At 67.3% G+C, this 25,168-nt stretch carries 22 protein-coding genes and 1 tRNA gene; 13 read left to right on the forward strand and 10 right to left on the reverse strand.

The annotated features are described in order from the left end of the window. The first annotated feature begins 62 nt into the window (after positions 1-62). The 9 genes from HZA32_04110 to tsaE all read left to right on the forward strand — a co-directional run bounded on the left by HZA32_04110 (position 63) and on the right by tsaE (position 10,666). A complete protein-coding gene (locus HZA32_04110; GenBank protein ID MBI5423244.1) occupies positions 63-3,554 on the forward strand; it encodes a DUF4450 domain-containing protein in 3,492 nt (1,163 codons plus the stop codon). A gap of 48 nt (positions 3,555-3,602) precedes the next feature. Continuing rightward, entirely contained in the window at positions 3,603-4,295 is a 693-nt protein-coding gene (locus HZA32_04115; protein MBI5423245.1) for an SOS response-associated peptidase, read from the forward strand. A gap of 263 nt (positions 4,296-4,558) precedes the next feature. Next, positions 4,559-5,125 (forward strand): bifunctional pyr operon transcriptional regulator/uracil phosphoribosyltransferase PyrR, encoded by a 567-nt coding sequence (pyrR, locus tag HZA32_04120; protein ID MBI5423246.1) that lies wholly within the window; start codon positions 4,559-4,561, stop codon positions 5,123-5,125. Then, on the forward strand, positions 5,067-6,089 hold the full coding sequence (locus HZA32_04125; protein MBI5423247.1) for an aspartate carbamoyltransferase catalytic subunit: 1,023 nt from the start codon (positions 5,067-5,069) through the stop codon (positions 6,087-6,089). Before pyrR ends, HZA32_04125 begins: the two co-directional genes overlap by 59 nt. A 113-nt stretch (positions 6,090-6,202) precedes the next feature. Continuing rightward, positions 6,203-7,492, forward strand: coding sequence for a dihydroorotase (locus tag HZA32_04130; protein ID MBI5423248.1), 1,290 nt, complete (start codon positions 6,203-6,205; stop codon positions 7,490-7,492). 306 nt (positions 7,493-7,798) lie between these two features. Continuing rightward, entirely contained in the window at positions 7,799-8,371 is a 573-nt protein-coding gene (locus tag HZA32_04135) for a DUF1669 domain-containing protein (GenBank protein MBI5423249.1), read from the forward strand. Positions 8,372-8,428: 57 nt separating this feature from the next. Beyond that, complete coding sequence (locus HZA32_04140; GenBank protein MBI5423250.1) at positions 8,429-9,292, forward strand: CPBP family intramembrane metalloprotease; 864 nt, start codon at positions 8,429-8,431, stop codon at positions 9,290-9,292. Continuing rightward, positions 9,289-10,248 carry a thiamine-phosphate kinase gene (gene thiL, locus HZA32_04145; protein MBI5423251.1) on the forward strand — a complete coding sequence of 320 codons (960 nt, stop codon included), beginning with the start codon at positions 9,289-9,291 and terminating at the stop codon, positions 10,246-10,248. Before HZA32_04140 ends, thiL begins: the two co-directional genes overlap by 4 nt. Next, entirely contained in the window at positions 10,232-10,666 is a 435-nt protein-coding gene (gene tsaE / locus HZA32_04150) for a tRNA (adenosine(37)-N6)-threonylcarbamoyltransferase complex ATPase subunit type 1 TsaE (protein MBI5423252.1), read from the forward strand. The genes thiL and tsaE overlap by 17 nt, the downstream gene beginning before the upstream one ends. Before the next feature lie 155 nt (positions 10,667-10,821). Here the strand turns inward: tsaE and HZA32_04155 are convergent, their stop codons facing one another. Together HZA32_04155 and HZA32_04160 are read right to left on the reverse strand one after the other, a co-directional pair. Further along, entirely contained in the window at positions 10,822-11,310 is a 489-nt protein-coding gene (locus HZA32_04155; GenBank protein MBI5423253.1) for a dephospho-CoA kinase, read from the reverse strand. An 8-nt stretch (positions 11,311-11,318) separates the two neighbouring features. Next, the gene (locus HZA32_04160; protein MBI5423254.1) at positions 11,319-13,340 is read right to left on the reverse strand and encodes a hypothetical protein; all 2,022 of its coding nucleotides are present in this window, start codon (positions 13,338-13,340) and stop codon (positions 11,319-11,321) included. Positions 13,341-13,525: 185 nt separating this feature from the next. On the opposite strand from HZA32_04160, the gene HZA32_04165 reads away from it, so the two are divergent. Together HZA32_04165 and HZA32_04170 are read left to right on the forward strand one after the other, a co-directional pair. Further along, positions 13,526-13,610 (forward strand) — tRNA-Leu (locus HZA32_04165). Between the two features lie 134 nt (positions 13,611-13,744). Beyond that, entirely contained in the window at positions 13,745-14,668 is a 924-nt protein-coding gene (locus HZA32_04170; protein ID MBI5423255.1) for a serine acetyltransferase, read from the forward strand. Positions 14,669-14,796: 128 nt separating this feature from the next. On the opposite strand, the gene cysK is transcribed toward HZA32_04170, so the two are convergent. The 6 genes from cysK to HZA32_04200 all read right to left on the reverse strand — a co-directional run bounded on the left by cysK (position 14,797) and on the right by HZA32_04200 (position 21,187). Further along, positions 14,797-15,747 carry a cysteine synthase A gene (gene cysK, locus HZA32_04175; GenBank protein MBI5423256.1) on the reverse strand — a complete coding sequence of 317 codons (951 nt, stop codon included), beginning with the start codon at positions 15,745-15,747 and terminating at the stop codon, positions 14,797-14,799. Positions 15,748-15,854: 107 nt separating this feature from the next. Beyond that, complete coding sequence (locus HZA32_04180) at positions 15,855-16,268, reverse strand: Rrf2 family transcriptional regulator (GenBank protein MBI5423257.1); 414 nt, start codon at positions 16,266-16,268, stop codon at positions 15,855-15,857. A gap of 55 nt (positions 16,269-16,323) precedes the next feature. Then, the gene (locus HZA32_04185; GenBank protein MBI5423258.1) at positions 16,324-17,685 is read right to left on the reverse strand and encodes a sulfate adenylyltransferase; all 1,362 of its coding nucleotides are present in this window, start codon (positions 17,683-17,685) and stop codon (positions 16,324-16,326) included. Between the two features lie 36 nt (positions 17,686-17,721). Beyond that, positions 17,722-18,678, reverse strand: a complete 957-nt coding sequence (gene cysD, locus HZA32_04190; GenBank protein MBI5423259.1) for a sulfate adenylyltransferase subunit CysD — start codon at positions 18,676-18,678, stop codon at positions 17,722-17,724. Further along, positions 18,675-19,361 (reverse strand): phosphoadenosine phosphosulfate reductase family protein, encoded by a 687-nt coding sequence (locus tag HZA32_04195; protein ID MBI5423260.1) that lies wholly within the window; start codon positions 19,359-19,361, stop codon positions 18,675-18,677. Before HZA32_04195 ends, cysD begins: the two co-directional genes overlap by 4 nt. A gap of 77 nt (positions 19,362-19,438) precedes the next feature. Beyond that, positions 19,439-21,187 carry an NADPH-dependent assimilatory sulfite reductase hemoprotein subunit gene (locus tag HZA32_04200; protein ID MBI5423261.1) on the reverse strand — a complete coding sequence of 583 codons (1,749 nt, stop codon included), beginning with the start codon at positions 21,185-21,187 and terminating at the stop codon, positions 19,439-19,441. 59 nt (positions 21,188-21,246) lie between these two features. Here HZA32_04200 and cobA point away from each other — a divergent pair, with 59 nt between their 5' ends. Then, on the forward strand, positions 21,247-22,044 hold the full coding sequence (gene cobA / locus HZA32_04205) for a uroporphyrinogen-III C-methyltransferase (GenBank protein MBI5423262.1): 798 nt from the start codon (positions 21,247-21,249) through the stop codon (positions 22,042-22,044). 107 nt (positions 22,045-22,151) lie between these two features. Here the strand turns inward: cobA and HZA32_04210 are convergent, their stop codons facing one another. Together HZA32_04210 and HZA32_04215 are read right to left on the reverse strand one after the other, a co-directional pair. After that, positions 22,152-22,976: a cobalamin biosynthesis protein CbiX gene (locus HZA32_04210; GenBank protein MBI5423263.1), complete on the reverse strand. Its 825-nt coding sequence runs from the start codon at positions 22,974-22,976 to the stop codon at positions 22,152-22,154. A 6-nt stretch (positions 22,977-22,982) separates the two neighbouring features. Beyond that, on the reverse strand, positions 22,983-24,044 hold the full coding sequence (locus HZA32_04215; GenBank protein ID MBI5423264.1) for a quinone-dependent dihydroorotate dehydrogenase: 1,062 nt from the start codon (positions 24,042-24,044) through the stop codon (positions 22,983-22,985). Between the two features lie 163 nt (positions 24,045-24,207). On the opposite strand from HZA32_04215, the gene HZA32_04220 reads away from it, so the two are divergent. Continuing rightward, on the forward strand, positions 24,208-25,065 hold the full coding sequence (locus tag HZA32_04220) for a hypothetical protein (protein ID MBI5423265.1): 858 nt from the start codon (positions 24,208-24,210) through the stop codon (positions 25,063-25,065). The last annotated feature ends 103 nt before the right edge of the window (positions 25,066-25,168 follow it).

Genomic DNA, 25,168 nt, shown 5'->3' on the forward strand with positions numbered 1-25,168 from the left:
GCCCGCAACTTGCGGGCTTTTTTGTTGGCTGAAATCGCGCGCTGCCGACTAGCTGGAGCCCGATGGTCACCCGCCCCGCTGCCGCCGCCCTGGCGGCTGTCCTGTTCGTCGCGTCCGCCGCCCTGGCCCAAACCGTGCCCGCCGAGCGCGCCGGTGCCGAGCTGCGCCCCAATCTCGCCGGCCAGATCGCGCGCCCGCTCCGCTACCGGCCCGAGGGCGGCGCTTTCGTGATCGTGAACAGCGCCGAGCGCTTCAACCGCCCGCTCTACGGCGGCGCCAGCGCGTTCCGCGTCGACGCGGGCGACCGGCCCGAATTCTCGCTCTACCTGCCCGGCCGCGGCGGCGTTCTCCGCCTCGCCCTGCTCACCGGCTCGTCGGCCAAATGGCTGAGCGACGCCGCGCAAATCACCGCGCGCTACCGCGCCGGCACGATGGTCTACGAGATCCGCGACGCCGTCCTCGGCGAGAGCGCCCTCGAACTCACCGCGCTCGCCCCGCGCTCCGCCGAGGGCCTCCTGTTGCGCGCGGAGCTGCGCGGCAACGCCACCGTGGAACTCGTCGCCGTCTTCGGCGGCATCACGGGTGAACGCGGCCGCCGCGACGGCGACCTCGGCACCGAAGCCAAGCCCGTGCGCGACTACTTCGCCTTCCAAGCCGACGCCTGCCGCGGCAACAGCGTCACGCTCGGCGAAAACGCCTTCATCGTCCGCGCCGCCAAGGGCCAGGTCGCCGCGCTCCTCCCGACCGGCACGCGCGTCCACGTCGCCGACGCCACTTTCGATCCCGATCTCGCGCTGCTGCGCACGCCCGCCCCCGCCGGTTCGCTTCCGGAAAAACCCGTCGCGGTCGCGCGCGTCCCTCTCGCCGCCGGTCGATCCATCTTTCTCGCCCTGCAAAATTTCCGCGCCGACCAAGCCGCGTCCGAAGTCCTCAATACCTACCGCGAGGTCGCCACCGAGCGCCCGCTGCCGCCCGGCGCCATGCGCGCGGCGGCGTGGACCCGCGACGATCTGCCCGCGCTGTTCGCGCGCGAGGAGTCCGCTCTGCGCGCCGCGGCCGCACGCGTGTCGGTCGACACGCCCGACGCCTTCCTTAACGCCGCCGTGCCCGCCCTGAACCTCGCCGCCGACGCCGTGTGGGACGACCGCCAGAACGCGTTCCTCCACGGCGCCGTCGCGTGGCGCGTGCGCCTGCTCGGCTGGCGCGTCGCCTACGCCGGCGACGCCCTCGGCTGGCACGAGCGCACGCGTGCGCATTTCGACGGCTACGCCGCGCAGCAAAACACGTCACCGCTCCCCGCCGCACTGCCCGCGCCCGAGTCCGCCGCCAACCTCGCTCGCAACGAGACCGCGCTGCACTCGAACGGCGATCTCACGAACTCGCACTACGACATGAACCTCGTGGCGCTGGACACGATCTTCCGTCACCTGCGCTGGACCGGCGACCTCGCCTACGCCCGGAAAATCTGGCCCGTGATCGAACGTTCGCTCGCGTGGGAACGCCGCCTCTTCCGCCGCGAATTCGGTCCGGAAAAATCGCCGCTCTACGAAGCCTACGCCGCGATCTGGGCGAGCGACGACCTCGCCTACTCCGGCGGCGGCGCGACCCACGCGACCGCCGCCAACCTGTTTCACCATCGCGAAGCCGCGCGCGTCGCGCGTCTCCTCGGATTGGACGCCACGCCCTACGAAACCGAAGCCGCCGCCATCGAACGCGGCTTGAACCAGCACCTCTGGCTCCCGCGCGAAGGCTGGTTCGCCGAGTCGCGTGACCTGCTCGGCCTGCAGCGCGCCCACCCGAGCGCCGCCGCGTGGACCGTCTACCACACGCTCGACTCGCAAGCCACGACCTCGCTCCAAGCCTGGCAACTCGCGCGCTACGTCGACACCGCGCTGCCGCAATTTTCCCTCGACGGCCCGGGCGTGCCGCCCGGCGCGAGCACGATCGCGACGACGAACTGGATGCCCTACACGTGGTCGCTCAACAACGTCGTCTTCGCCGAAACCACCCACACCGCGCTCGCGCTCTGGCAAGCCGGCCAACCCGACGCCGCCAACGCGCTCTTCAAGGGCGCCGTGCTCGACAGCATGTTCCTCGGCCTCTGCCCCGGCAACGTCGGCATGGCCACCGCGCTCGACGTCTACCGCCGCGAATCGCAACGCGATTTCGGCGACGCCATCGGCATCGCGTCACGCGCGCTCGTCGAGGGGCTCTTCGGCGTCGCACCCGACCTACTGCGCCGCGAGGTCGTTCTGCGGCCCGGCTTCCCCGTCGAGTGGGACCACGCCACGTTGCGCCATCCGGATTTCGATTTCGCGTTCGCCCACGTCGGCGCCGTCGAGCGCTACCGGTTCACGCCACGCTTCGCGATTCCGGTTTCCGTTCGCCTGCGCGTCCCCGCGCGCGGCAGCGAGGCCCGCGTGACCGTCAACGGCCAACCCGCCGCGTGGACCGCGTTGCCGGAATCCGTCGGGCGTCCCTGCCTCGAAATCGTCGCGGCGCCCGCCGCCGAGCAAGAGGTGTCGATCGAGTGGCGCGGCGAACTCCCGGCCGCCTCCACCGCCGAGCGCATCGCCGCCGTCGGTGACGAGGTGAGCATCGATGTCGGCGCGCGCATCGCCGAGCTGGCCGACCCGCAGCGCGTGCTCGCGCAACCCAAGATCGTTGGCTCCACCCTCCGCGGCCAAGTCGCCGGCCTGCCCGGCGCGCGCACGCTGTTCGCCCGCGTCGAGCAGGGCCCGCTGCGCTGGTGGCAACCGATCGAACTGCGCGTCCGCGACGCCGCCCCGGCCGCGCCGCTCGTCTTCACCACCGACTGGCGCGCCGCCGTCACCCCGGAAAAATGCGAGCCCGTCGCGCTCGCGCCGCTGTTCAACGACCGCGTCGCGGAGCTTTTCCGCCACGACTACCTCGCGCCGCGCTCGCCCTTCACCTCGCTCGCGCTCGCGCGCAACGGCTACGGCACGTGGACGCACCCGAACGCCACCTTCGCCATCGACGACACCGGCCTGCGCCGCGCCGCGACCGACGGCACGCTGAAACTCCCGAACGGCGTGCCGCTCGCCACGCCCGCCGCCGTGGACGCGCCGAACATCGCGTTCGTCTCGCAATGGGAAAACTTTCCCCGCGAACTCACCGTGCCGCTCGCCGGCCGCGCCCGGAAAATCTATCTGCTCACGGCGGGCTCGACCTGGGCGATGCAGAGCCGCCTCGATAACGGCGAGATTGTCATCACGTATCGCGACGGCTCCGTCACGCGCCTCGCGCTCGAGAATCCCACGACGTGGTGGCCGATCGATCAGGACTACTTCATCGACGACTTCGCCTTCGCGCGCCCCGGCGACCTGCCGCTGCGCGTCGACTTGCAGACCGGCCTCGTCCGGGTCCTCGACGCCGCGGCCTTCAAAGGCATGGGCCGCACCGTTCCCGGCGGCGCGGCGACGGTTCTCGACCTCGCGCTCGACCCGGCGAAGGAACTGCAATCCCTCACCGTCCGCGCGCTCGCCAACGACGTCGTCATCGGCCTGATGAGCGCGACGCTCGAGCGGCCGTGAGTCCCTCTCGGCTTGGCACCGCGGCGAATTCGCTTTTCGTGACCGCCGATGTGCACGCGCTATTCGCTCCACAACCTAGAAGCGCTGAAGCGCGCGCTGGAGAAATTCGGCCTGAAGGTGCCGGCCGGGCTGCGCGCGATCCACAACGTCACGCTGAGCACGCGCATGCCCGCCGTCACGAAGCGCCGCGGCGCCGTCGCACTCGATCCGCTCGCCTTCGGCACGCTGCTCCCACCGCGCGAGCCGAAAGCGAAGCCGCTCCTGCTCGCGAACGCCCGCAGCGAGACGCTGCTGGCGCGCGGGGCCTTCAAGGACGCCGCGCAGCACCGCCGTTGCCTCGTGCCGGCGGACGGCTTCTACGAATGGGAGAAGCAGGGCAAGACGCGCCTCCCGCACTATTTTCAAGTGCGCGAAGGCGAACCGTTCTTCTTCGCCGGCCTCTGGCGGCCGGAGACTCCGATCGCGCCGCCGGCCTTCGTCATTGTCACGACCGCACCGAACGCGCTGCTCGCTCCGATCCACGACCGCATGCCGGTGATTCTCCCGGATGACCGCGCCGACGCCTGGCTCGGCGACGAGCCGCTGCCGCCCGGCCGCCTTGAGGAACTGTGCGTGCCCTTCCCCGCCGCGGAAATGCGCTCGCACCGCGTCAGCCCGCAGATGAACAGCGCGCGCTTCGAAAGCCCGGCGTGCATCGAGCCGTTCACGCCGCCGCCGCCCGAGCGCGGGCTGTTCGACTGAGCCCCACGCGCCGCCTACGCAGCGCTGCGTATTCCGATCGGCCGCGCGCCGGGCTAGACTGGCCGCGTCCAAGCAAGCCTTGGTCGGCTGACCGGACAAAGGATTTGTCGGCAAGCTACGCGCCGGCAAAACCGCAATCATGCCGCGGGCCGCCTCGCGAGGGGCGGCCCGCCTTATTTTCCGGGCGAGCGTCGCTGCTGACGCAGAAATAGTTCCATTCTCAGCTCGACGCCTCCACGCGCGGACTGCAAAACCACGGTCTCGTGGGCACACGAAATCTGCACGACGCCAAACGCATCCGGGAAGCCATCGAAAGCCTCGCGTCGTCCATCGCGTCGCGCCACCGCGACACCGCCCGCCTCCTCCTGCTCGGCATCGCCAACGGCGGCATCGTCCTCGCCGACCGCCTCGCCCTCGCCCTGAAACGCCACGGCGTCACCTGCGGCCGCGGCACGATCGACATCTCCTTCCACCGCGACGACATCGGCCGCCACCCGATCCCGAAGGAATTTTCCCCGACCATCATCCCGCACGACGTCAACGGCGCCACGGTCGTCCTCGTCGACGACGTGCTCTACTCCGGCCGCACCGTGAAAGCCGCGCTCGACGAGCTCTTCGACCACGGTCGCCCGGAAACGGTCGAGCTCGCCGTCCTCGTCGACCGCGGCGGCCGCCGCCTGCCGATGGCCGCCAACTACTGCGCGCTCACCGTCGACGCCGCCGAAGGCGAGAAGGTCGTCGTGCAACTGGACGCACGCGAGCCGGGCAAGGATGCAGTCATCGTCCGGACGCCCGACGCCGCGCCCGCCATTCCCAAGTCGAAACTCTAAATCCGCAAATCTCCCCGCCGTGCCCTGGACGCGAAAACACTTCCTCACCGTCGAAGACCTCAGCGTCGCTGAGATCGAGCAGGTGCTCGCCACCGCCGGCGCGTTCCGCCGCATCCTCGACCGCCGCGTGAAAAAGGTCCCTGCCCTCCGCGGCAAGACCATCGTCAACCTCTTCCTCGAACCGAGCACGCGCACGCGCCTCTCCTTCGAGATGGCGGCCAAGCTCCTCAGCGCCGAAGTCGTCTCCTTCGACGCCGACAAATCGAGCACCACCAAGGGCGAGACCCTCAAGGACACCGCGCTCAACATCCAGGCGCTGCACGCCGACATGATCGTGCTCCGCCACTCGGCCAGCGGCTCGCCGCGCTACCTCAGCGAGCGCCTCGGCATTCCGGTCGTCAACGCCGGCGACGGCGCGCACGAGCACCCGACGCAGGCGATGCTCGACGTCTTCACGATGCGCCAGCACCTCGGCACCGTGAAGGGCAAGAAGGTCGTCATCCTCGGCGACATCCTCTTCAGCCGCGTCGCGCGGTCCGACATCCACGCGCTCACCAAGCTCGGCGCGAACGTCACCATCGTCGGCCCGTCCACCCTCGTCCCGCACTGGTTCGAGCCGCTCGGCGCCACGGTCTCGCACAATCTCCGCGAAGCCCTCGCCGACGCCGACGTCGTCATGCTCCTCCGCATCCAGCACGAGCGGCAGGCGTCCGGTCTTTTCCCGTCGCTCGGCGAATACACCAGCATGTTCGGCCTCAACCAAGCGCGCGCCGCCTGGATCAAGCCCGACGCGATCATCATGCATCCCGGCCCGATCAACCGCGGCGTCGAGATCGACAGCGCCCTCGCCGACTCCGACCGCAGCGTGATTCTCCAGCAAGTCACCAACGGCATCGCCGTCCGCATGGCCGTCCTCTACCTCTGCGCCGGCGGCCAACCCGAGCACGTCGCGCCGGTCGAATAAGTAACAAGCAACAAGGTCCAAGTAACAAGAACCCGAGTCCACACCACGCCCATCACCGCACGCTCCACGGCCAGCCCTTGTTACTTGGCCACTTGATACTTCCCCCTTCTTCCATGTCTCTCCTCTGGATCAAAAACGGCCGCGTCATCGATCCCGCCTCCAAGCGCGATGCTGTCGGCGACGTCTTCGCGATCGACGGCAAGATCGTCGCGTCCCTCTCCGGCGCGCAGAAGAAACAGGCGCGCGTCATCGACGCCAAGGGCCTCGTCGTCGCGCCCGGCCTCGTCGACATCCACGTCCATTTCCGCGAGCCCGGCCAGACGCACAAGGAAAACATCCTCACCGGCTCGCGCGCCGCGGCCGCCGGCGGCTTCACGACCGTCGTCTGCATGCCGAACACCTCGCCCGTGATCGACAACGCCGGCACGCTGCAACTCGTCAACGGCGCCGCCGCGAAGGCCGCCGTCCGCGTCTATCCGACCGCGTGCATCACCACCGGCATGCAGGGCAAGCAGCTCGCGCCGCACGGCACCCTCAAGGCCAACGGCGCCGTCGCACTCACCGACGACGGCCTTTGCGTCCAGTCGAACGAGCTCATGCGCCGCGCCGTCGAATACGCCAAGATGTTCGACCTCTGCGTGCTCGATCACTGCCAGGACGACTCGCTCACTGAGAAAGCCGTGATGAACGAGGGCACCGTCTCCACGCGCCTCGGCCTCAAGGGCTGGCCGCACGCCGCCGAGGACATCATCGTCGCCCGCAACATCATCCTCTCCCACTACACCGGCGCGCACATCCACATGCAGCACATCAGCTCGGCCTACTCCGTCGAGTTGCTCCGCCGCGCGAAGAAAGACGGCGTGCGCGTCACCGCCGAGGCCACGCCGCACCACATCGCCCTCACCGACGAGGCGCTCGCGACCTACGACACTCATTTCAAGATGAACCCGCCGCTCCGCACCGAGGCGGACCGCCAGGCCATCATCGCCGGCCTCAAGGACGGCACGCTCGACTGCATCGGCACCGACCACGCGCCGCACTCGCCCGACGAGAAGGACCGCGAGTTCGACTACGCGCCCAACGGCATCATCGGCCTCGAGACCGCGCTCGCCGTCACCCTCGACATCCTCGTCGGCGAAGCCCGTTTCAAGCTCCCTTACGTCATCGACCTGATGACCCGCCGCGCCGCCAACGTCCTGAAACTCCCCGCCGGCACGCTCGCCGAAGGCGCCAACGCCGACGTCTGCCTCTTCGATCCGACCGAGGCGTGGACCTACGACGCCACGAAGGGCCAGTCGAAGAGCCGCAACTCGCCGTGGCACGGCAAGAAGCTCACCGGCCGCGTGAAAACCACGATCGTCGGTGGCAAAGTCGTCTTCGCGGACGGCGCGATCGTCGCCTGACCGGCTCGCGGCGCGAATCGCTGCAACCTCCGTCGCCACCGGTTTGGTGACGAACCCGCGCCTAGCCGCTCGGTCTCCCTTCGTTTCCCCCTGCGAAATTGTCACCTAGTAGGTTACACGCTCGCTCCACCTCGCTGCGATTTTCACTCTGCCGCGAGCGACCGGCGTAACCTAATAGGTTACGCGAGACCGGAGGCGCGACGGCCGGGCGCGACGGCAGCCGACTAGTCGACCGAGGGCGGCCCCACTGTTGTTTCGACAGTGCGGCGAAGTTTGTTTCTGCTCCGCGCCGTCACCTTTCGGCCCATGAAAATCCGCGCGCTCCTTGCGAGTGTTCTGCTCTGTCTCGTGCTCGTCACGGTCCATGCCGTCGACCCGCAGATTTATTTCTCCCGCTCGGATCCGGTCGCCAGCATCATCGTCCGCGAGATCAACAGCGCGAAGAAGAGCATCCACCTGCTCATGTATTCGTTCACCGACCAGGAGATCGCCGACGCGCTCGTCGCGGCCACCAAACGCGGCGTCGATGTGCGCATCGCTTTCGACCGGTCGCAGGGCGAGGAGAAGAATTCCCTGAGCGACGAGCTGGTCGAGGCACTCGGCCCGAAGCGAGTCGTCTACCGCTACGGCAAGGGCCGCGGGATCATGCACGAGAAGATGGCGATCTGCGACGGACTCACCGTGATGCTCGGCAGCTACAACTGGACCAACAACGCCAAGGCGAACAATTGGGAGAACCTGATCGTCCTGCGCGACGCGAAGATCGCCGCCGAATGCACCGCGGAATTCACCCGCGTCTGGCAGAGCCCCGAGCCGAAGGCTCCCGCCGAGAAGAAGTCGGGCGCCACCGAGACGAAGGGCAAAACCAAGACGCGCTGAGTCACGTCCGACTCGGTGCTTTCCACCGCGCGGGAAACCGTTTCAGTCTGGCGGTTCATGTCCCTCGCTCCGCACCAGCTCGTCGTCGCCGCCTTTGAGATCGGCCTGCTCCTGGGCGGCGCGTGGCTGCTCGCCCGCGCGCTTGGGGTGCCGGAATACCGGGCGCGTCTCTTCGATCGCAGCCGCCTCGCACACTGGGAACTCACGGGCTTCGAGGTCACGCTGCTCGTGCTCACGATCTTCTTTTTTGGCGCGCTCGGCCAGCAGATGGCCCACCGCTTCTTCGCCGAAACGATCAAAGCTTCGTCGCAGCGCGGCGGACTCGAGATCGTTGTCTACGGCGTCGGCTTTCACGGCGTCGCCTTGCTCGCCTGGCCCCTGTTCTGGCTCGTCCGCAAGCTGCTCCATACGAACTACGGCGCGCCGCCTCCGCCCGTGCTCGAATCGCGCCACGAACGTTTTTCCAAGCTGATCGTTCACGCGCTTTCGACCGTGGTCATCGCTCTGCCGGCCCTCGCGCTGACGAGCGCGGCATGGAACATCGTGCTCCGCGCGGTCGGCTTGCCCGACGATCCGCAGGACCTGCTCGCGGTCTTCAGTAGCGTGCACTCGAAGCCGCTGCTGGCCGGGATGCTGTTCGTCGCCTGCGTGCTCGCTCCGATCAATGAGGAGCTGCTCTTCCGCGGCGCGATTTTCCGTTTTTGCCGCCAGCGTTTCGGGCGCGCGCCCGCGCTGCTCGTCAGCGGCGTGCTCTTCGGCGCGCTGCACGGCAACTGGGCCGGGTTCGTCCCGCTCGCCGTGCTCGGCGCCGCCCTCGCGCTCGCCTACGAGCGGACCGGCGACCTTCGCGTGTCGATGATCGCGCATGGCCTGTTCAATCTGAACACCCTGCTCGTCGTCCTCTCGGGGCTCGACACATGAGACTCTTCACGCCGCTCCGCGCCGAATCCGTCGTCGCCCTCGGCGAACAACGCCTGATCGTCGAGTTGCGCAAATGGCTGGGCGACGCCTCGCCGAAGGCACCGTTCGGCATCGGCGACGATTGCGCGGTCGTGCCGTCGACGGGCAAGCAAATGCTCATCACCACCGATCCGGTGATCTACGGCCAGCATTTCGACGACGCCGTGCCAGCGCGCGCGGTGGGCGCCAAGCTGCTCAAGCGCAACCTCAGCGACATCGCCGCGATGGGCGGCCGGCCGGTCGCGGCCGTGCTGTCACTCGCGCTCGCCGCCGACACCAGCGTCGCGTGGCTGCGCGAATTCTATCTCGGGATCGCGGCCACGGCGCGACAGTTCAGGGTGAAGATCGTCGGCGGCGACATCACGCAGGGGCCGACGGGATTTTTCGGGGCGTTCCTGACGCTGCACGGCGAAGCCGCGGGCCAGCGCGTCGTCACGCGCAGCGGCGCCCTGCCCGGCGACCGCATCTACGTCACCGGCACGCTCGGCGGCTCGCTACTGGGGCATCACTACAAGTTCACCCCGCGACTGGCCGAGGGTGCTTGGCTCGCGCGTCGCTCCGAGGTCTGTGCCATGATGGATGTGAGCGACGGCTTGGCGAAGGACCTCGATTCGCTCACGCCCGTAGGGCTCGCCCCGGCGGTCTGCGAACCGTCCGTCCCGATCAGCGCCGCAGCGCGAAAATGCGCCGCCCAGACGAAGCAGACGCCGCTTTTCCACGCGCTCGGCGACGGCGAGGACTACGAACTCCTGATCGTGGTCTGCTACCGCGCCGACCAAAAGAAATTCGAGACGGCGTGGAAGAAACGTTTCCCTCGCGTCCGTCTCACACAGATCGGCGTGTTCGCCAAGAAGGAGAACATGCCCGCCGGCGCCGTGCGCCTGCTCGACTACAGCGGCTATGAGCATCTCCGCTAGATTGCGCGCCGGTGTCACGACACCTTCGGCTGACGCGACGCGGCGGCTCGCTGCGGAGTTCGCCGCGACGTTGCCACCCGACACCACGCTGGCGCTGCACGGCGACATGGGCGTGGGCAAAACGACATTCGTCCAAGGCCTCGCCGAAGGCCTCGGCGTGCACGAGCACGTGACGAGTCCGACCTTTGCGATCTATTCCGTTTATCGCGGCGCCGGCCGCACGCTCGTGCACATGGATGCCTACCGCCTCGAGCGCGCTGCGCAGGTGGAGGAACTGCTGCTCGACGAATTTCTGCTCAGCCCATGGGTGCTGGCGATCGAGTGGCCGGAGAAAATCGCCGACTGGATGCCCGCGAACGCGCTGCAGCTCACGCTCTCCATCGTCGAGGGCGACAAGCACCACGTGCGGCTGGCGTGAGGTGGCTCGACTACGGAGCGCACGGTTTGTTCGGAGGGCGCGTCTCCCGGCGCGCCGCGGTTGTCATTGGAAATTCGCTGCGCGTGCCACGATCGCACGACGGCCCGCCTCCCGGCGAGTCCTCCCATCGAGGCTCGCGGCCGACATTCGGCGGCCTACCTGGCGAACTCGGGCCGCGTGATTTCACGCTTCGGTCCCGCGTAACGATCAAAAATCGCCCGGTGCCCGCGCAGCGACATCACGCCGTCACGCGTGTAGTAGGCGCGCACCCAATCGAGCAGACAGTCGAGGTGCGCGTCCTGTGCTTCCTTGCTCTTCCACTTGTGCGGCTCCCACGCACGACCGCGGCATTGGCTCACGCAGTCCGCTTCACTGAGGTTCAGGAAAATGAGTTCCGCGGTCCCATCGAGCGCCGCCTCGACCAAGTCGCCGTAGCAGCCCTCGATCACCCATGAGGTGTTCGCGGCGCAGAAAGCTCGCACGTCGCGCGCGGCCGCGTCGGAAGCGCGCGGTGCGGCGGGTTTGCCGGGCTCCCACGCGATCGTGTCGAGATCGAGCACGGACGCGCCACACTCGGCGGCGATATGCCGCGCGAGCGTGGATTTGCCGGAGCCTGCGTTGCCGATTATTGCGACGCGGCGCATGAACCCACTCAGGAGCCGGCAGGCGGCTCGGCCTTCGGCTGCTCTTCCGCGGGGGCGTCGGGCGCCGGAGCCGCTTCAGCGGCCGGAACCGGTTCAGCCGCAGGCGCCGGAGCTTCGGCGGCCGGAACTTCGGCCGGGGGAGCTTCGACCGCGGGAGCGGCTTCGCTCGGCGTGGCGGCCGGCGCTTCCGCAGCGGGCGCCGCTTCGGGAGCGGGCGCCTCGGGGAAGTCGACCGGGTCGTGTTCCTCGCCGTGCTCGTCGGCCTTCTTGCCGGTTTGCGGCGTCATGGGCGGCGGAGCGAAGAGTTTTCCGTCGGAGAACTCCGTGACGTAGCCTTCCATGACGAGCCAGCGCAGATCGTGGTTCATCTTGCGCAGCTTGTCCGCCTGCTCGGGCGGCAACACGATGGCCGGAGCCGGCGCGGGCGCTGCGCCTTCGGCGGGAGCCGGAGCGACGGGCGTCGCGGCAGCGACATCGATGCCGAGGAATTTCTGCGGCAGATCCTTCACGTGCATCATCGGGTTCTTTTCGATGAAGTCGATCAGTGCGCCGATCGTCTCGGAGAACACCTGGCCGGGCACACGGAAGCGGCGCTTCACGGCGCACACGTAGGAGACGCCGCGCGAACCCTTCTTGAAGATGGTGAAGCCCTCGCGGCGCAGGCGGCCGCGGAGCGCGTTGGCGGTGTCGAGCGGGAAGCGGCGCTGGCGCTCCACGTGGCCCTCGACGGCGCGTTTGATTTCGCCGGGCGGGAGCTTCTCGATGAGCTTGCCGTGGAAGCGGACGTTCTCGACGGCGCGCACGACCTTCTCCTTCGCGTTCGTGAGCAGGTAGGCGCGCGCCTCCTCGATGCTGTCGAAGCTCGGGCCGGCGGGCGCGGCTTCGGGAGCGGGAGCCGGTGTGGCTTCGGCAACGGGCGCGGATTCGGTCGTCGCGGGAGCGACGGCCTCGGCGGGCGCGGCACCTTCAGCGGGTGCGGCAGCGGCGGTCGCGGCAGCGGGCTTGGCGACCTTCGGATTCCACGTGTAGCGCGTGGTCTTCTTCATCTTGTCCATCCATTGCTGGACGACTTCCGGTTCGCGCGAGGAGATGATGCTGTCGCGGAATCGCTCGAAGGGCATGCGACCGAGCCGCGTGGCGTGGTGCTGCTGGAGAATCTGCTGATACTTGTGGTAGTTCGGCGGCCCGAGGAGCTCGCCCGTGATGCCGCACTTGTTGATGATCGGGAAATTGCCCTTGGGGGCCTCGATCTCGACTTCGGCGGTGTCGAAGAAATTCGCGAGGTGGTTCTTCAGCACATGCTGGATCGCGGCTTCCTCGGTATCGAACGGCAAATGATCCGGGATCGTCATGAACAGCGGGCCGGGCTTGGCGGAGGCGGCTTCGCCTTCCGCGGTTTTTTCCGGGGCCTTGCGCTGAACGACGACGACGAAGCGATCGTTCTTCTCGAGGACGGCCTTCGTGATTTCGAAGAGCTGGAACGTGCGGCACGAGGCGCGGACGGCTTTAACCATCGCGGCAAAGCCGGTGTCCTCGGGATAGCACGTGCTCGTGAAATAGGGGCTGATATACGGACCGCGCTCCATCGGCGCGCCACGTTCGCCACCGAAGTCCCGGCGCTCACCGCCACGGAAGTCGCGACGCTCGCCGCCGCCCGGACCACCGCGGAAATCGCGGCGCGGGCCACCGCGGAAGCCGTCGCCACGCGGCGGACGATCGCCTCGCGGGGCGTCGAAACGGCGCTCGCCTTCCGGCGCTGCCGGTGCGGCTGCGCCACCTTCGCTCGGAGGAGCGCCGGCGGGCTTGCGGAAGCCGCGGCGGTCGCGCGGAGCGCCACCTGGCCCGCGGCCGCCATCGTCACGCCGGTCACGGCGATCGCCTCCACGGTCGTCGCGTTCGCGACGACCGCCGGGGCCGACGGATTTGATTTCGGTCCATTGGGTGCCGAAGGTGAAGCTCTGCAGCTGCGACAGATCGATCTTGTTCAGACCATCGTCGGTGCTCTCGGGGGCGGGCTTTTGGTCGTCCATGAAGGGCGTTGAAACGGGTGTGGTTACCCGGTGGGAGTCGGTTTACTTGCTTGGTGTTCCGCGAGCTACAGTCGTGCCACGCGGAGACCGGAGTGTCCGGGTGCAGAAAGTTCAACGCAAGCGCATTTCAGTGCTTTACAAGGCTTCGGCGATTTACCTAATTCGCCCTTCCTTCACTGGAAATCGCTCAGGTGGTGGAATTGGTAGACACACACGTTTGAGGTGCGTGTGCCGTAAGGCGTGGGGGTTCGAGTCCCCCCCTGAGCACCACTCCGCGGGAGTGCGCAAGACGCCGCGCCAGTCGCAGCAGCGGTCCAGACGAACCAATTTTCACTCGGGAACTGACGCGGCGGGAATTTGACCCCGCACGTTTTTCTCGAATCGTGGAACCGCCGAACCGCTCCATGCCGCCGAACGCCCTCGCCCAAGCCCTGCTCGAGTCCTACGTCCGCGACGGCGGTATCAACCACCTCGACGGCCCCAACCTGCCCTCGCAGGACTCCGTCGCGCGGCTCGCCCGGGACTTCATGCACGTGCTTTTCCCGGGCTACTTCGAGGCCAGTTCGCTCAAACAAGCGGAGGTGGAGAGCTGGCTCACGCAGCAACTCGCCGAGATCGCCCGCAACCTCCGCGCGGAAATCGAAAAAGCCCTCCGCTTCGCCGGACACGCCGACCCCGCGGCGAGCGCCGAACGCGCGACCGCCACCACGCTGGCTCGGCTGCCTTCGATTCGCCGCGTCATCCAGACCGACGTGAACGCCGCCTACACCGGCGACCCCGCCGCGCGCAGTTTCGAGGAAATCATCCTCGCCTACCCTTCGGTGCTCGTCGTGTCGCTGCAGCGCATCGCCCACGTCCTCTATGAGGAAGGCGTGCCGCTGCTCCCACGCATGATCACGGAGTTCGCCCACGAGCGCACGGGCGTCGACATCCACCCCGGCGCGACGATCGGCACTCACTTCTTCATCGACCACGGCACCGGCGTCGTCATCGGCGAGACGGCCGTCATCGGCAACCACGTCAAAATCTACCAAGGCGTCACGCTCGGCGCGAAATCCTTCGAGGTCGACGCCAACGGCCAGCCGATCAAGGGCGTGAAACGCCACCCGCAGATCGACGACCACGTCACCATCTACGCGCACGCCACGATCCTCGGCGGCACGACGCGCATCGGCGCGCACTCCGTCGTCGGCGCGAACGTCTGGCTGCTCGAATCGATTCCCGCGAACAGCATCGCCTACTATCAGGATACCAACCTCGTCGTCCGCCAGCGCCGCGCGAAGGAAGCAGTCCTCGGCGGCATTGAGGATTTCGACTGGTCGATTTGACGGCCGCCGAGATGTGAACCGGTAGGGGCGGTTGCCCTCAACCGCCCTCGCACCGCGCGACCGAGATCGAAGGGCCGTTGAGGGCAACGGCCCCTACCGACCGCCGCCGCAGCGAAAACCGCGCTCGCTCAGCTCGTGACTTCCTGCCGCGCCTTCTCGGCCAGCGCGGTGGAGATGTAGCGTTCGCCGAAGCTCGGAGCGACCGTGACGATGGTCTTCCCCGCGAACTCCGGTCGCTTCGCCAGCTGGAGCGCCGCCCAGATGTTTGCACCGGTCGAGATGCCGCCGAGAATGCCTTCCTTCAACGCCGCCTCGCGCGACGTCGCGAACGCGTCGTCGTCGGCGACGGTGATGACTTCATCGAGGATCGAACGGTTCAGCACCTTCGGCACGAAACCCGCGGCGAGTCCCTGAATCTTGTGCTTGCCCGGCTGTCCGCCGGAAAGCACCGGGCTTGTGACCGGCTCGACGGCGACGACGTGCAACTTGGTGCGCGCTTTAATCACTTCGCCCACGCCGGTGATGGTCCCGCCGGTGCCGACACCCGCGACGAACGCGTCGATCTTGCCGCCGGTCGCAGCCCAAATCTCCTCGGCCGTCGTGCGACGGTGAACCTCCGGGTTCGCCGGATTCTCGAATTGCTGCGGCATGAAGCCCTTGTCGCCCTGCTGCGCGAGGATGTCGTTCGCGCGCGCAATCGCGCCTTTCATCCCCTCCGCGCCGGGTGTCAGCACGATCTCGGCGCCGAGCATGCGCAGGAGCACACGACGCTCGACCGACATCGTCTCGGGCATCGTGAGGATCAACTTATAGCCGCGCTGCGCCGCGACGAACGCCAGTGCGATACCCGTGTTGCCTGAGGTCGGCTCGACGATGACGGTGCCCGGCTTGATCTTCCCGTCGCGCTCGCCGGCCTCGATCATGGCGCGGCCGATGCGGTCCTTGACGCTCGCCAGCGGGTTGAAGAACTCCGCCTTCACGTAGACGTTGCCTGGGAGGCCCGCCGCGATGCGGTTCAGCTTGATGAGCGGGGTATTGCCGACGGTGGAGACGATATCGTTAAAGACGAGTGAGGACATGACCTTTAATCAACTCAGTCGCACGCGCGCGTCAAACGTCGATTTGGCGCCGCGAGGCACGCTATCGTTGCTCCCTCCCCCGCTCCCGTTCCGACGTTCGAGGAACGTCAGATGTAATACATCTCGGCCTCGGTCTTCGCAGCCATCTTGTCCAGCGTATGAGCGCGGGCGCGCTCAACGGCGACGCCGCGAATCTCGTTCCAGATCTGCTTCATGCGCCGGCCGGATTTGCCGTCGAAATTCCCGCTCAGCTCCATCAAGTCGCCTTCGATGGCCTGCACGATGTCGAACAGCGTGATCTGGTCCGGGGCGCGCGCGAGCAGGAAGCCGCCTTGCACGCCACGACGGCTCACGACCAGCTTCGCGTTCTTCAACTCGCCGAGAATCTGCGCGAGAAAGTTCGCCGGCACCGCCTCGACTTCCGACAAGTCGTCGATGCGGACGGGCTCGCCGCCATCGTAGTGACGCGCGAGTTCGCACAGGATGCGACAGGTATAGTCGAGTTTGACCGGAATCTTCACTGCCTTTGCACGGTAGGCGCACGCGCCCCGCACGCGCAATGGCGATTTCCCGGCTTCAAATCGTGTAATCCAGGAACTCCGCGCGCACGGATTCGGTCGGCGCGTGCAACATGCCCGCGCCGAGCGTGGCGTGCGTATCGGGATCGATCAGAATGAAGGAACCCGTCAGCCGGTTGCTCGCGTAGCCGTCGTAGAAAATCGGTTTCGCGGTGCGCAGGCGCACTTCGCCCAGGTCGTTCAGCGCGAACTCCGTCGGCCCCGCGCGCAACTCGAGCGTCTCGAGGTCGAGGCGGTGCGTGAGCTCGGTAACGATCGCCGGCGTCGTCGCCGTGGTGTGCTTGAGCAACAGCTTGCGACCACGCTGCAACGCACGCGGGTTCATCCAGCAAAGCTGCGCGCGCAAGTCGGTGCCGCCGCCGGGCAGCGCATCCGTGCGCACGATCATCGAGCCGCGCGAGACGTCCACATCGTGTTCGAGCACGAGCGTGACTGACTGCGGCGCGAACGCCTCGGCGAGATCACCATCGAGCGTGTGAATGCGCTTCACGCGCGTCGTCACTCCCGCCGGCAGCACGAGCACTTTGTCGCCGACGCGAACAATGCCGCCCACGATCTGACCGCTGACGCCGCGGAAATCGTGCAGCGTCGCGTCGCCGGGACGATTCGGGCGGTTGACCCACTGCACGGGAAGTCGGAACTCCTCGAGGTTGTGATCGCTGCCGATGTGCACGCTCTCCAAGTGGGCGAGCAACGTCGGGCCGGGATACCACGGCGTGTGCGGCGACGGGGCGACGACGTTGTCGCCGTTCAGCGCGCTCAGCGGAATGAACTTCACGTCCTTGATGCCGAGGCGCGGCAGGAATTTCTCGAACTCGGCGCGGATCTCGTGGAAGCGCGCTTCGCTCCACTCGACGAGGTCCATCTTGTTCACCGCCACGACGAGGTGCGGAATGCGCAGGAGTCCGGCGATCGCCGCATGGCGTCGGCTCTGCTCGATCACGCCGGCGCGCGCGTCGACCAGCACGATCGAGAGATTCGCCGTGCTCGCGCCGGTGACCATGTTGCGCGTGTATTGAACGTGGCCCGGCGTGTCCGCGACGATGAAGCGGCGGCGCGGCGTGGCGAAGTAGCGATAGGCGACGTCGATCGTGATGCCTTGCTCACGCTCCGCGCGGAGACCGTCGGTGAGATTGGCGAGATTGACGCGGCCGCCGCCCGTGAGATCGGCGGAGCGCTCGAGCGCCTCGACCTGGTCGTCCATCAGCGACTTCGAGTCGTAGAGAAGACGACCGATGAGCGTGGACTTGCCGTCGTCGACCGAGCCGCAGGTGTTGAAGCGGAGCAGGTCGATCGCGGGCGTGGGCCGATCGGCAACACCAGCGGACGCGGAGGAGGAAAGAGAAGCTTCGGAAACCATCGAAATGAAACTGACGTGTTCGCGCCTCGGCGCGGTTTAGAAATACCCCGCCTTCTTGCGGTCTTCCATCGCGGCCTCGGAGGCGCGGTCGTCGGCGCGCGAGCCGCGCTCGGTGACGCGCGCGGCGGCAACCTCGGCGATGATGTCGTCGACGTGGTCGGCCGGCGACTCGATCATGCCGGTGGAAATAATATCGCCAATGGTGCGGACGCGGACGCGGAGTTCCTCGACCCGTTCTCCGGGCTGAGGAGGCACCAAATCCGTGACCGGCAACCATTGGCCGCCACGACGCACACAACTACGACGGTGGCTGAAATAGATAGTCGGCACCTCGAGCCGCTCGCGCCGGATGTATTCCCAGACGTCGAGCTCGGTCCAGTTGCTGAGCGGAAACACGCGCATGTTTTCGCCCGGGCTGAGGCGCGCGTTGTAGAGATTCCAGAGTTCGGGCCGCTGGTTCTTCGGGTCCCACTGGCCGAACTGGTCGCGGTAGCTGAAGAACCGCTCCTTCGCGCGGGCCTTCTCCTCGTCGCGTCGCGCGCCACCGATCAAGCAGTCGAAGCGGAACTCCTCCACTGCCGCGAGCAGCGTGGGAATCTGGAGGCGATTGCGCGAAATCTCACCCTTCGCGGGCGTCGCGATGCCTTTGGCAATCGCGTCTTCGACGGTGCGCACGATGAGGCGCGCCTCGAGCTGCTTCGCGCGACGGTCGCGAAAATCGTTCAGCTCCGGGAAATGGTGCCCGGTGTCGACGTTGAGCAGCGGCATCGGCAGCTCCGACGGACGAAACGCTTTTTCCGCGAGCCGCAGGAGGCAGATCGAGTCCTTGCCGCCGGAAAACAGAATCGCCGGCCGGTCGAACTCGCCCGCGACTTCACGCATGACGTGGATCGCCTCGGTCTCGAGCCAGTCGAGGTGGTCAAGGTGGTAGCTCGCCGGGCGAGCCGAGGCAGCGGAGCCGGCACGAGCGGCGGCGGCAGCGGACGCGCTCATTTGCTCGCGACCTCCGCACCGACCTCCGCCAACGCGCGTTTGCCCCACGCGGCGTGCAATCCGCACTCGCGCTTCTGGTCGCCCTTCGCCGGATCGTAATAGTCGAACTCATTCGGCAGACCGTGCTCGCGCAGGTAGACTTCGAGCTGCTCGTCGTTCCAATAAAAGAACGGGCTGACCTTGAGCGTCTGGAAGTTCTCGTCCCACGCGATGAGATCGAGCGCAGCGCGGTTCGCCGTCTGATCGCGGCGCAACGCGGTGAGCCAAACCGTCGGCGCGAGCTCGCGCATGCCGCGTTGGAACGGCTCGAGTTTCATCTGCGCGCTGAAGGCCTTCATCGCCACCTCGTCGGCCGGATCGGGCACCGGACCGTGCAACGCCTCGCGGTGCGCGACGGTGACGCGCGGGAGGAAAGCATGAAGGTTGAGCTTCAGTCTCGCGCGCAATTCCTCCGCGTGGCGGTAAGTCGCCGGGCGGTTGTAGCCGTGGTCAACCCACAGGACGCGAATGTCGGGCTGCAGTTGCGTCGCGAGGTGCAGGATCGCCGCTTCATACGGCCGAAAATTCGTCGAAACGATCGCGCGACCCGCGCCGTGCTGGATCGCCCAGCGCGCGATTTCGAGCGGCGTGCGCGAACGGAGCTCGGCGTTCCACTGCGCGATTTGGGAGGAAGAATAGGACATCGAGAAGAGTGTTTCTTGTAGGAGCCTGCTTGCAGGCGATCCGTGCGGTCGCCTGCAAGCAGGCTCCTACAGGGACGTCAGGTTTGAGAGGGTGCAGATGTCGGCGCGGGCGCAGCCGCTGCAGCCGCTGCGGCGGCCGCTTGCTCGGGAAACACGACGCGATCGGCGAAGGCGCCGAAGCGCTCGCCCGGACGACGCTCGTCGCGCCAGCGGCGGAGCACGGGGCCGATTTCCTTCATGAGGTCCTCGCGTTTCACGCTGGCGCGGAATTCGCGGTTCAGACGCAACGAACCTTCGTCGCCGCCGAAGTAGACGTTGTATTTGTTCGGCGCGCGGCCGACGAAACCGATCTCGGCCATGTAAGGACGCGCGCAACCGTTCGGGCAGCCGGTCATGCGGATGATGATTTCCTCCTCGGACAAACCGAGCGCCGCGAGTTCGCGCTCGAAGTCGTCCAAGATGCCCGGCAGCGCGCGCTCACTCTCGGCGAGGCCGAGGCCGCACGTCGGCATCGACGGGCACGCCATCGACGCACGGCGCACCGCGCCGGCCTGATTCTCCACAGGGATGCCGTGCGCGGCGAGCAACGCGGTGATGTCGTCGCGCGCGGCTTCGGACACGTTCGCGAGCAGGAGATTCTGTGACGGCGTGAGGCGCACTTCGACGCGGTGTTTTTCCACGACGCGGCGCAGCGCTGTCTTCAGCTGGCGTGCCGCCGTGTCCTTCACGCGACCGGCCTCGACGTAAAGGCCGAGGAAGAGACGACCGTCGTTCTGGCGATGCCAACCGAAGAGATCGCCCTGCTTCGTGAAACGCACCGGCCGAGCTTCCTCGAGCCGGAAGCCCGCGCGCTGCTCCACTTGCTCGCGGAACCACGCGGCGCCTTTTTCCTCGAGCACGTATTTGAGGCGCGCGTGTTTGCGGTTCGTGCGGTCGCCGTGGTCGCGGTAGGCGACGAGCACGGCCTTCGCGACGTCGACGAGGCGTGCGCGCGGGAAGTAGCCGAGCACGTCGGCGACGCGCGGGTAGGTTTCCTTGTTGCCGTGCGACATGCCCATGCCGCCGCCGGCGAGGAGATTGTAGCCGAGCACACGCGCCGGATTTGCCGGATCGGCGATCGCGACGAAACCAAGGCAGTTCGTGAAAATATCGACGTCGTTCAGCGGCGGGATGGCGAACGCGGTCTTGAATTTGCGCGGCAGATAAGTGCGCCCGTAGAGCGGGTCCTCGGCCGGTGTCGCGGCTTCGTGGCTGAGTTTCACCTCGTTGCCGTCGACCCAAATCTGGTGATACGAGGTCGCGCGCGGGAGCAACTCGCGCGAGACGAGTGCCGCGTCCGCGAGCACTTCGTCCGTGAGCACCGACGTCGAGGGCGTGGACGGCGCCATGACGTTGCGCGCGACGTCGCCGCAAGCCGCGAGCGTCGTGGAGAGCACGTCGTTGATGCTCTTGAGCAGCGGACCGAGGCCCTTCTTCACCACGCCGTGCCACTGGAACGCCTGGCGCGAGGTGATGCGCAGCGTGTTGTTGCCGTAACGCGTGGCGAGGTCGTCGAACACCAGATACTGCTCCGGTGTCACGACGCCGCCGGGCAGGCGGTTGCGGACCATGAAAATGTATTCCTTGCCCGTCTTCCGCTTGTCGCGGTCGTCCTGCTGGTAGAACCCGTGGAACTTGATGAACTGCTCGTCATCGTCCGAGAAGCGTAGGGCCTCGTCGTTGGCGAGAGTGGCGGCGATATCGCCCGCCAAGGTGGGATCGCGCTGCTTCAGCAGCTCGTTTTTTGAGAGGGCGGGCGCGGGTGCAATGGCGGGAGCGTCGGACATGACACGGGTGAAGAAGACTCACGGTTGACGGTAATCAAAACATAAGCAAGTCATAGGTCATGTCCCTAGTCATGTTTCAGACGCCGCACGCCGGTTCAGTCACCTTTGTCGGTGCCGGACCGGGCGCAGCCGACCTGATCACCTTGCGCGGCCTGCGCGCCCTTCAACAGGCGGAAGTGGTGCTGCATGACGACCTCGCCAATCGCGAGCTGCTGGAAAACTGCCGCCCGGGCACCGAGTTCATCTACGTCGGCAAGCGCGCCGGGACCCACAGCGCCTTACAGGAAGAGATCAACTGGCTGCTCGTTGCCCACGCCCGCGCCGGCCGTCGCGTCGTCCGGCTGAAGGGCGGCGACCCGACCGTCTTCGGGCGCCTTGGCGAGGAAATCGACGCCCTGCGCTCCGCGCAGATCGATTTTGAGATCGTCCCCGGAATCACTGCGGCCTGCGCTTCCGCGGCAGCCGCGGGCATCAGCCTGACCCAGCGCGGCGTCGCCTCGACCGCCATCCTCACGACCGGCCACGAATGCGAGGGCAAGCGCTCCCGCTCCGTCGATTGGTCCGCCCTCGCCCACCCCGGCGCGACACTCTGCGTCTACATGGGCACGCGCCGCCTCGGCGAAATCGCCCAGCGCCTGACCGCACATGGCATCTCGACCGACACGCCGTTGCTCATCGTGAGCCACGCCTCGCGCCCGTCGCAATCGATCCGCGCCGGCAAACTTGGATCGGCCGCGCAACTCGCCGCCGAACTCGAGGACACTCCGTCGCTCATCGTCATCGGCGAAGCCGCCGCGCAGCACCGCCCGCAAGCTGCCGCGAACCGCGCCCAGGAGACCGCGCATGCGTCCCGGTAAACCACCACGCCCATGGATGCAGGTCTGGCGCGACTGGCTCGACGCGTTGCCGCTGCGCGACGACCCGATCGAGCCGGAACTGTCGTCGCAGGCGTTCGGCGCGTCGACTACGGCGCGAGCGGAACCGCCGTCCGTCCCGCCTGCCAGCGATCGGCCAAAATCTCGCCCAGCAACGGATGCCCGGCCACCAACGGCGTGAGCCGCGCCCGCAAGCCGGCGTTCTCCGCTTCGGCCCGCCGGCAGATTTGCGCCACGTCGCCTTCCGCTCCCGCGTGCCGGCCCGGCAGGAGAAACTGCATCGCGACCACGACCTCGCCTGAATTCCAACCGCTGCGCGCGAGCAGCCTTTCGAGCATCGGCTCGTTGAAATCGTAAGCCGGCTCGGGTCGCCGCTCCATGCAGCAGCCGACCACTTCCGTCGCGCCGCCCAGTTCGCCCGCGAGTTGCGCGGCCAGCGCTTCGCGCACCTCGGTCACGACGCGCACCGGACTGCCGTGATCGACCAACGCCACGCGCGCCGGCGCGGCGGTAACGGAGCGAACGTTGTCAGCCAGAATGCGCGCGAGCCGCCCATCGTTCGCGGCAAAAAGCGCCGGCGCCACGCGGGCGGCGAGGTCCGGGAATTTCTCCCTCAACACTCGGACGCGTTCCGGCAAATAGTCGGTCAGCGCGCGACTCAGACCGAAGAACAACGGCACGATCAGGAATTCGCGCGCCCCCGCTTCCGCGCGGCGCAACACGGCGGGCTCAAAAATTTCCGCCCGCGTTCCTCCGAGCCGCTCCGCCGGCACCCCCGACGAATGCAGCAGCGACACCGCTTCCACCGGCTCACCCACGCGCGCCGCGAGCGCTGCCGCGAGTTCGCGCAGTCGCAACGTCGCCGCCGGCTCGAGCGAGCCATTATCGAGCAGGAACGTGACCGGCGCAGCCATCGCGGCCTAGCGTTTGTGCCGATGCCCGAGGGCGTGCGCGAGTTCGCGCGCGAGGAACGGTCCGCGGAAAATCATCCCCGTGTAGATCTGCACCAACGTGGCGCCGGCATCCATCTTCTCCGCGGCGGTTTCCTCATCGTAGATGCCGCCGACGCCGATGATCGGCAGCCGGCCGCCGGTGGCGCGCGAGATGTAGTTGATGACGTCGGTCGCGCGGCGCCGCAGCGGCTTGCCGCTGAGTCCGCCCGCTTGGTCGACCGTCGCGAAAAATCCGGGCCGCGCGAGCGTCGTGTTCGTCGCGATGATGCCGTCGAGACCGAGATCGGCGATGACACCGAGCGCAGCGTCGATCTGCGGAAACGAGAGATCGGGCGCGATTTTCAGGAGCAGCGGGCGGCGCGGCTTGCCCGCGGCGACGCGCGTCTGGTTTTCCGCCACGAGCGCGGCGAGCAGGGGCTTGAGCCACGAGGCGTCCTGCAGTTCGCGCAAACCGGGCGTGTTCGGGCTGCTGACGTTGACGGCGACGTAATCGGCGTGATCCGCGAGCAGGCGGAAGCTCCCGAGGTAATCCTCGGTCGCCTGGTCGAGCGGCGTGACCTTCGTCTTGCCGAGATTCACGCCGAGCGGGATGACGCGGCGGCCAGGCGCGGCCTGTTTCGCGAGGCGGGCGGCGAGCGCGGCGGCGCCTTCGTTGTTGAAGCCCATGCGGTTGATCACCGCCTCCTCGCTCGGAAAACGGAACAGCCGCGGCTTCGGGCTGCCCGGCTGCGCGTGCAACGTGACGGTGCCGATCTCGACGTGGCCGAAGCCAAGCGAGGCGGCGGCGGGCCAGCACTCGGCGTTCTTGTCGAAGCCCGCGGCGAGGCCGACGGCATTGGGAAATCTCAGGCCAAACGCCTCGATCGGGCGGTGCGCCGACGCGTCGAGCTGCGCCCATTGCTCCATGAGCGCGCAGAGCGGACGGACCCGGCCGAGCAGCTTGAGCGCCCTCACTGCGGACTCGTGCGCATGCTCCGGATCTTGCCGGAAAAAGTATGGTTTCGCCAAGGCGTCGTAGAACCGTCCCATTTGGCGCGGACCATGGGGAGCTGACCGGTTTGTTTCAAGCGCCACATCTGTCTTCGCCATGAAGCGTTTGAGGCGACACGAAGTTTTTTGGAGAAAAGGTGTTTCGGTATTTGACACGGGCATGCGCGCGGCCTTTTTCCGGTCAAAGTTTCTCACTTCTTCTATGGCGAAAGGAACCCCTCAACTCGAATGGTGCAACGTGCGGCTCGGCGAAGACCACAACTGGTGGGTCGACGAGGTCAGCGATCCCGTGCATTGGGACGTCGACGCACTGAGCATCATCGATCCGCGCCAGGTCGACCACCTCATCGAGGCGATCGAGCCCCTGCGCGAATACGGTTTCGATCCCGACGTATTCGAGCGCGCCTTCATCGCCTTCCGCATCGCCAAGGATCTCGGCAAGGGCCGCGTCAACCTTCGCCGCACGAAGGAGTCGCTACTGGAGTCCGATGAGAAGCTCTTCGCCCTCCCGGACATCATCGACGAGGAAAACGGCCCCTACGCCGACCTGCTCGACCACCTCACCCGCCTGCGCGTGAAGCTGCTGAACGACCTCTTCGACTTCGAGGAGAAGCTCACCGTCGACGAAGTCGAGGACCAGATCCGCGAAGCGCAGAACAACGACTTCATCGAGGGCAAGTCCGTCCACCTTTTCACCGAGCTCACCGCCATCCTCGACTTCATGCCCGCCGGCTACGGCGACGATGACGACGAGGAAGCCGCCCCGGTCGGCAAGCGCGCCAAGCGCCGCGCCGCCGACGAGGAAGAGGACGACGCCGATCTCCCCGACATCGACGAGGAAGAGGACGAGCGCATGAAGAACGACGCCTCGCTCAAGTGGGACGACGACGAAGACGCCAAAGAAGGCGACGACGACGAGTCCAAGAAGGAAAAGGGCGAAGGCGACGAGGAGGACGAAGACGAGGACGACGGCGCCGAAAAGGACTTCGACGACGATGACGAAGAGGAAGCCGACGAAGAGGACGACAAGCCCTCGCGCAAGAGCCGCGGCCGCCGCTGAACCTCCCAGCCCTCGCCACCAATCTCCCAGCCGACGCCACCCGCGTCGGCTGTTTTGTTTTCCACGCCCCTCACGAGCGCCGCAGACGCGCCTTTTCCCCGAG

It is taken from the genome of Opitutia bacterium (assembly GCA_016217545.1).
Lineage (GTDB): Bacteria > Verrucomicrobiota > Verrucomicrobiia > Opitutales > Opitutaceae > Didemnitutus.

Coding starts and splice junctions, on each gene's coding strand:
- HZA32_04125 (MBI5423247.1), top strand. CDS start 5,067: ATGCAGTCATCGTCCGGACGCCCGACGCCGCGCCCGCCATTCCCAAGT.
- HZA32_04140 (MBI5423250.1), top strand. CDS start 8,429: ATGTCCCTCGCTCCGCACCAGCTCGTCGTCGCCGCCTTTGAGATCGGC.
- HZA32_04215 (MBI5423264.1), bottom strand. CDS start 24,044: ATGGGACGGTTCTACGACGCCTTGGCGAAACCATACTTTTTCCGGCAA.
- HZA32_04195 (MBI5423260.1), bottom strand. CDS start 19,361: ATGTCCTATTCTTCCTCCCAAATCGCGCAGTGGAACGCCGAGCTCCGT.
- thiL (MBI5423251.1), top strand. CDS start 9,289: ATGAGACTCTTCACGCCGCTCCGCGCCGAATCCGTCGTCGCCCTCGGC.
- HZA32_04160 (MBI5423254.1), bottom strand. CDS start 13,340: ATGGACGACCAAAAGCCCGCCCCCGAGAGCACCGACGATGGTCTGAAC.
- HZA32_04155 (MBI5423253.1), bottom strand. CDS start 11,310: ATGCGCCGCGTCGCAATAATCGGCAACGCAGGCTCCGGCAAATCCACG.
- HZA32_04170 (MBI5423255.1), top strand. CDS start 13,745: ATGCCGCCGAACGCCCTCGCCCAAGCCCTGCTCGAGTCCTACGTCCGC.
- HZA32_04210 (MBI5423263.1), bottom strand. CDS start 22,976: ATGGCTGCGCCGGTCACGTTCCTGCTCGATAATGGCTCGCTCGAGCCG.
- HZA32_04115 (MBI5423245.1), top strand. CDS start 3,603: ATGTGCACGCGCTATTCGCTCCACAACCTAGAAGCGCTGAAGCGCGCG.
- HZA32_04220 (MBI5423265.1), top strand. CDS start 24,208: ATGGCGAAAGGAACCCCTCAACTCGAATGGTGCAACGTGCGGCTCGGC.
- HZA32_04135 (MBI5423249.1), top strand. CDS start 7,799: ATGAAAATCCGCGCGCTCCTTGCGAGTGTTCTGCTCTGTCTCGTGCTC.
- cysD (MBI5423259.1), bottom strand. CDS start 18,678: ATGAGCGCGTCCGCTGCCGCCGCCGCTCGTGCCGGCTCCGCTGCCTCG.
- HZA32_04130 (MBI5423248.1), top strand. CDS start 6,203: ATGTCTCTCCTCTGGATCAAAAACGGCCGCGTCATCGATCCCGCCTCC.
- HZA32_04185 (MBI5423258.1), bottom strand. CDS start 17,685: ATGGTTTCCGAAGCTTCTCTTTCCTCCTCCGCGTCCGCTGGTGTTGCC.
- HZA32_04200 (MBI5423261.1), bottom strand. CDS start 21,187: ATGTCCGACGCTCCCGCCATTGCACCCGCGCCCGCCCTCTCAAAAAAC.
- cobA (MBI5423262.1), top strand. CDS start 21,247: ATGTCCCTAGTCATGTTTCAGACGCCGCACGCCGGTTCAGTCACCTTT.
- tsaE (MBI5423252.1), top strand. CDS start 10,232: ATGAGCATCTCCGCTAGATTGCGCGCCGGTGTCACGACACCTTCGGCT.
- cysK (MBI5423256.1), bottom strand. CDS start 15,747: ATGTCCTCACTCGTCTTTAACGATATCGTCTCCACCGTCGGCAATACC.
- HZA32_04110 (MBI5423244.1), top strand. CDS start 63: ATGGTCACCCGCCCCGCTGCCGCCGCCCTGGCGGCTGTCCTGTTCGTC.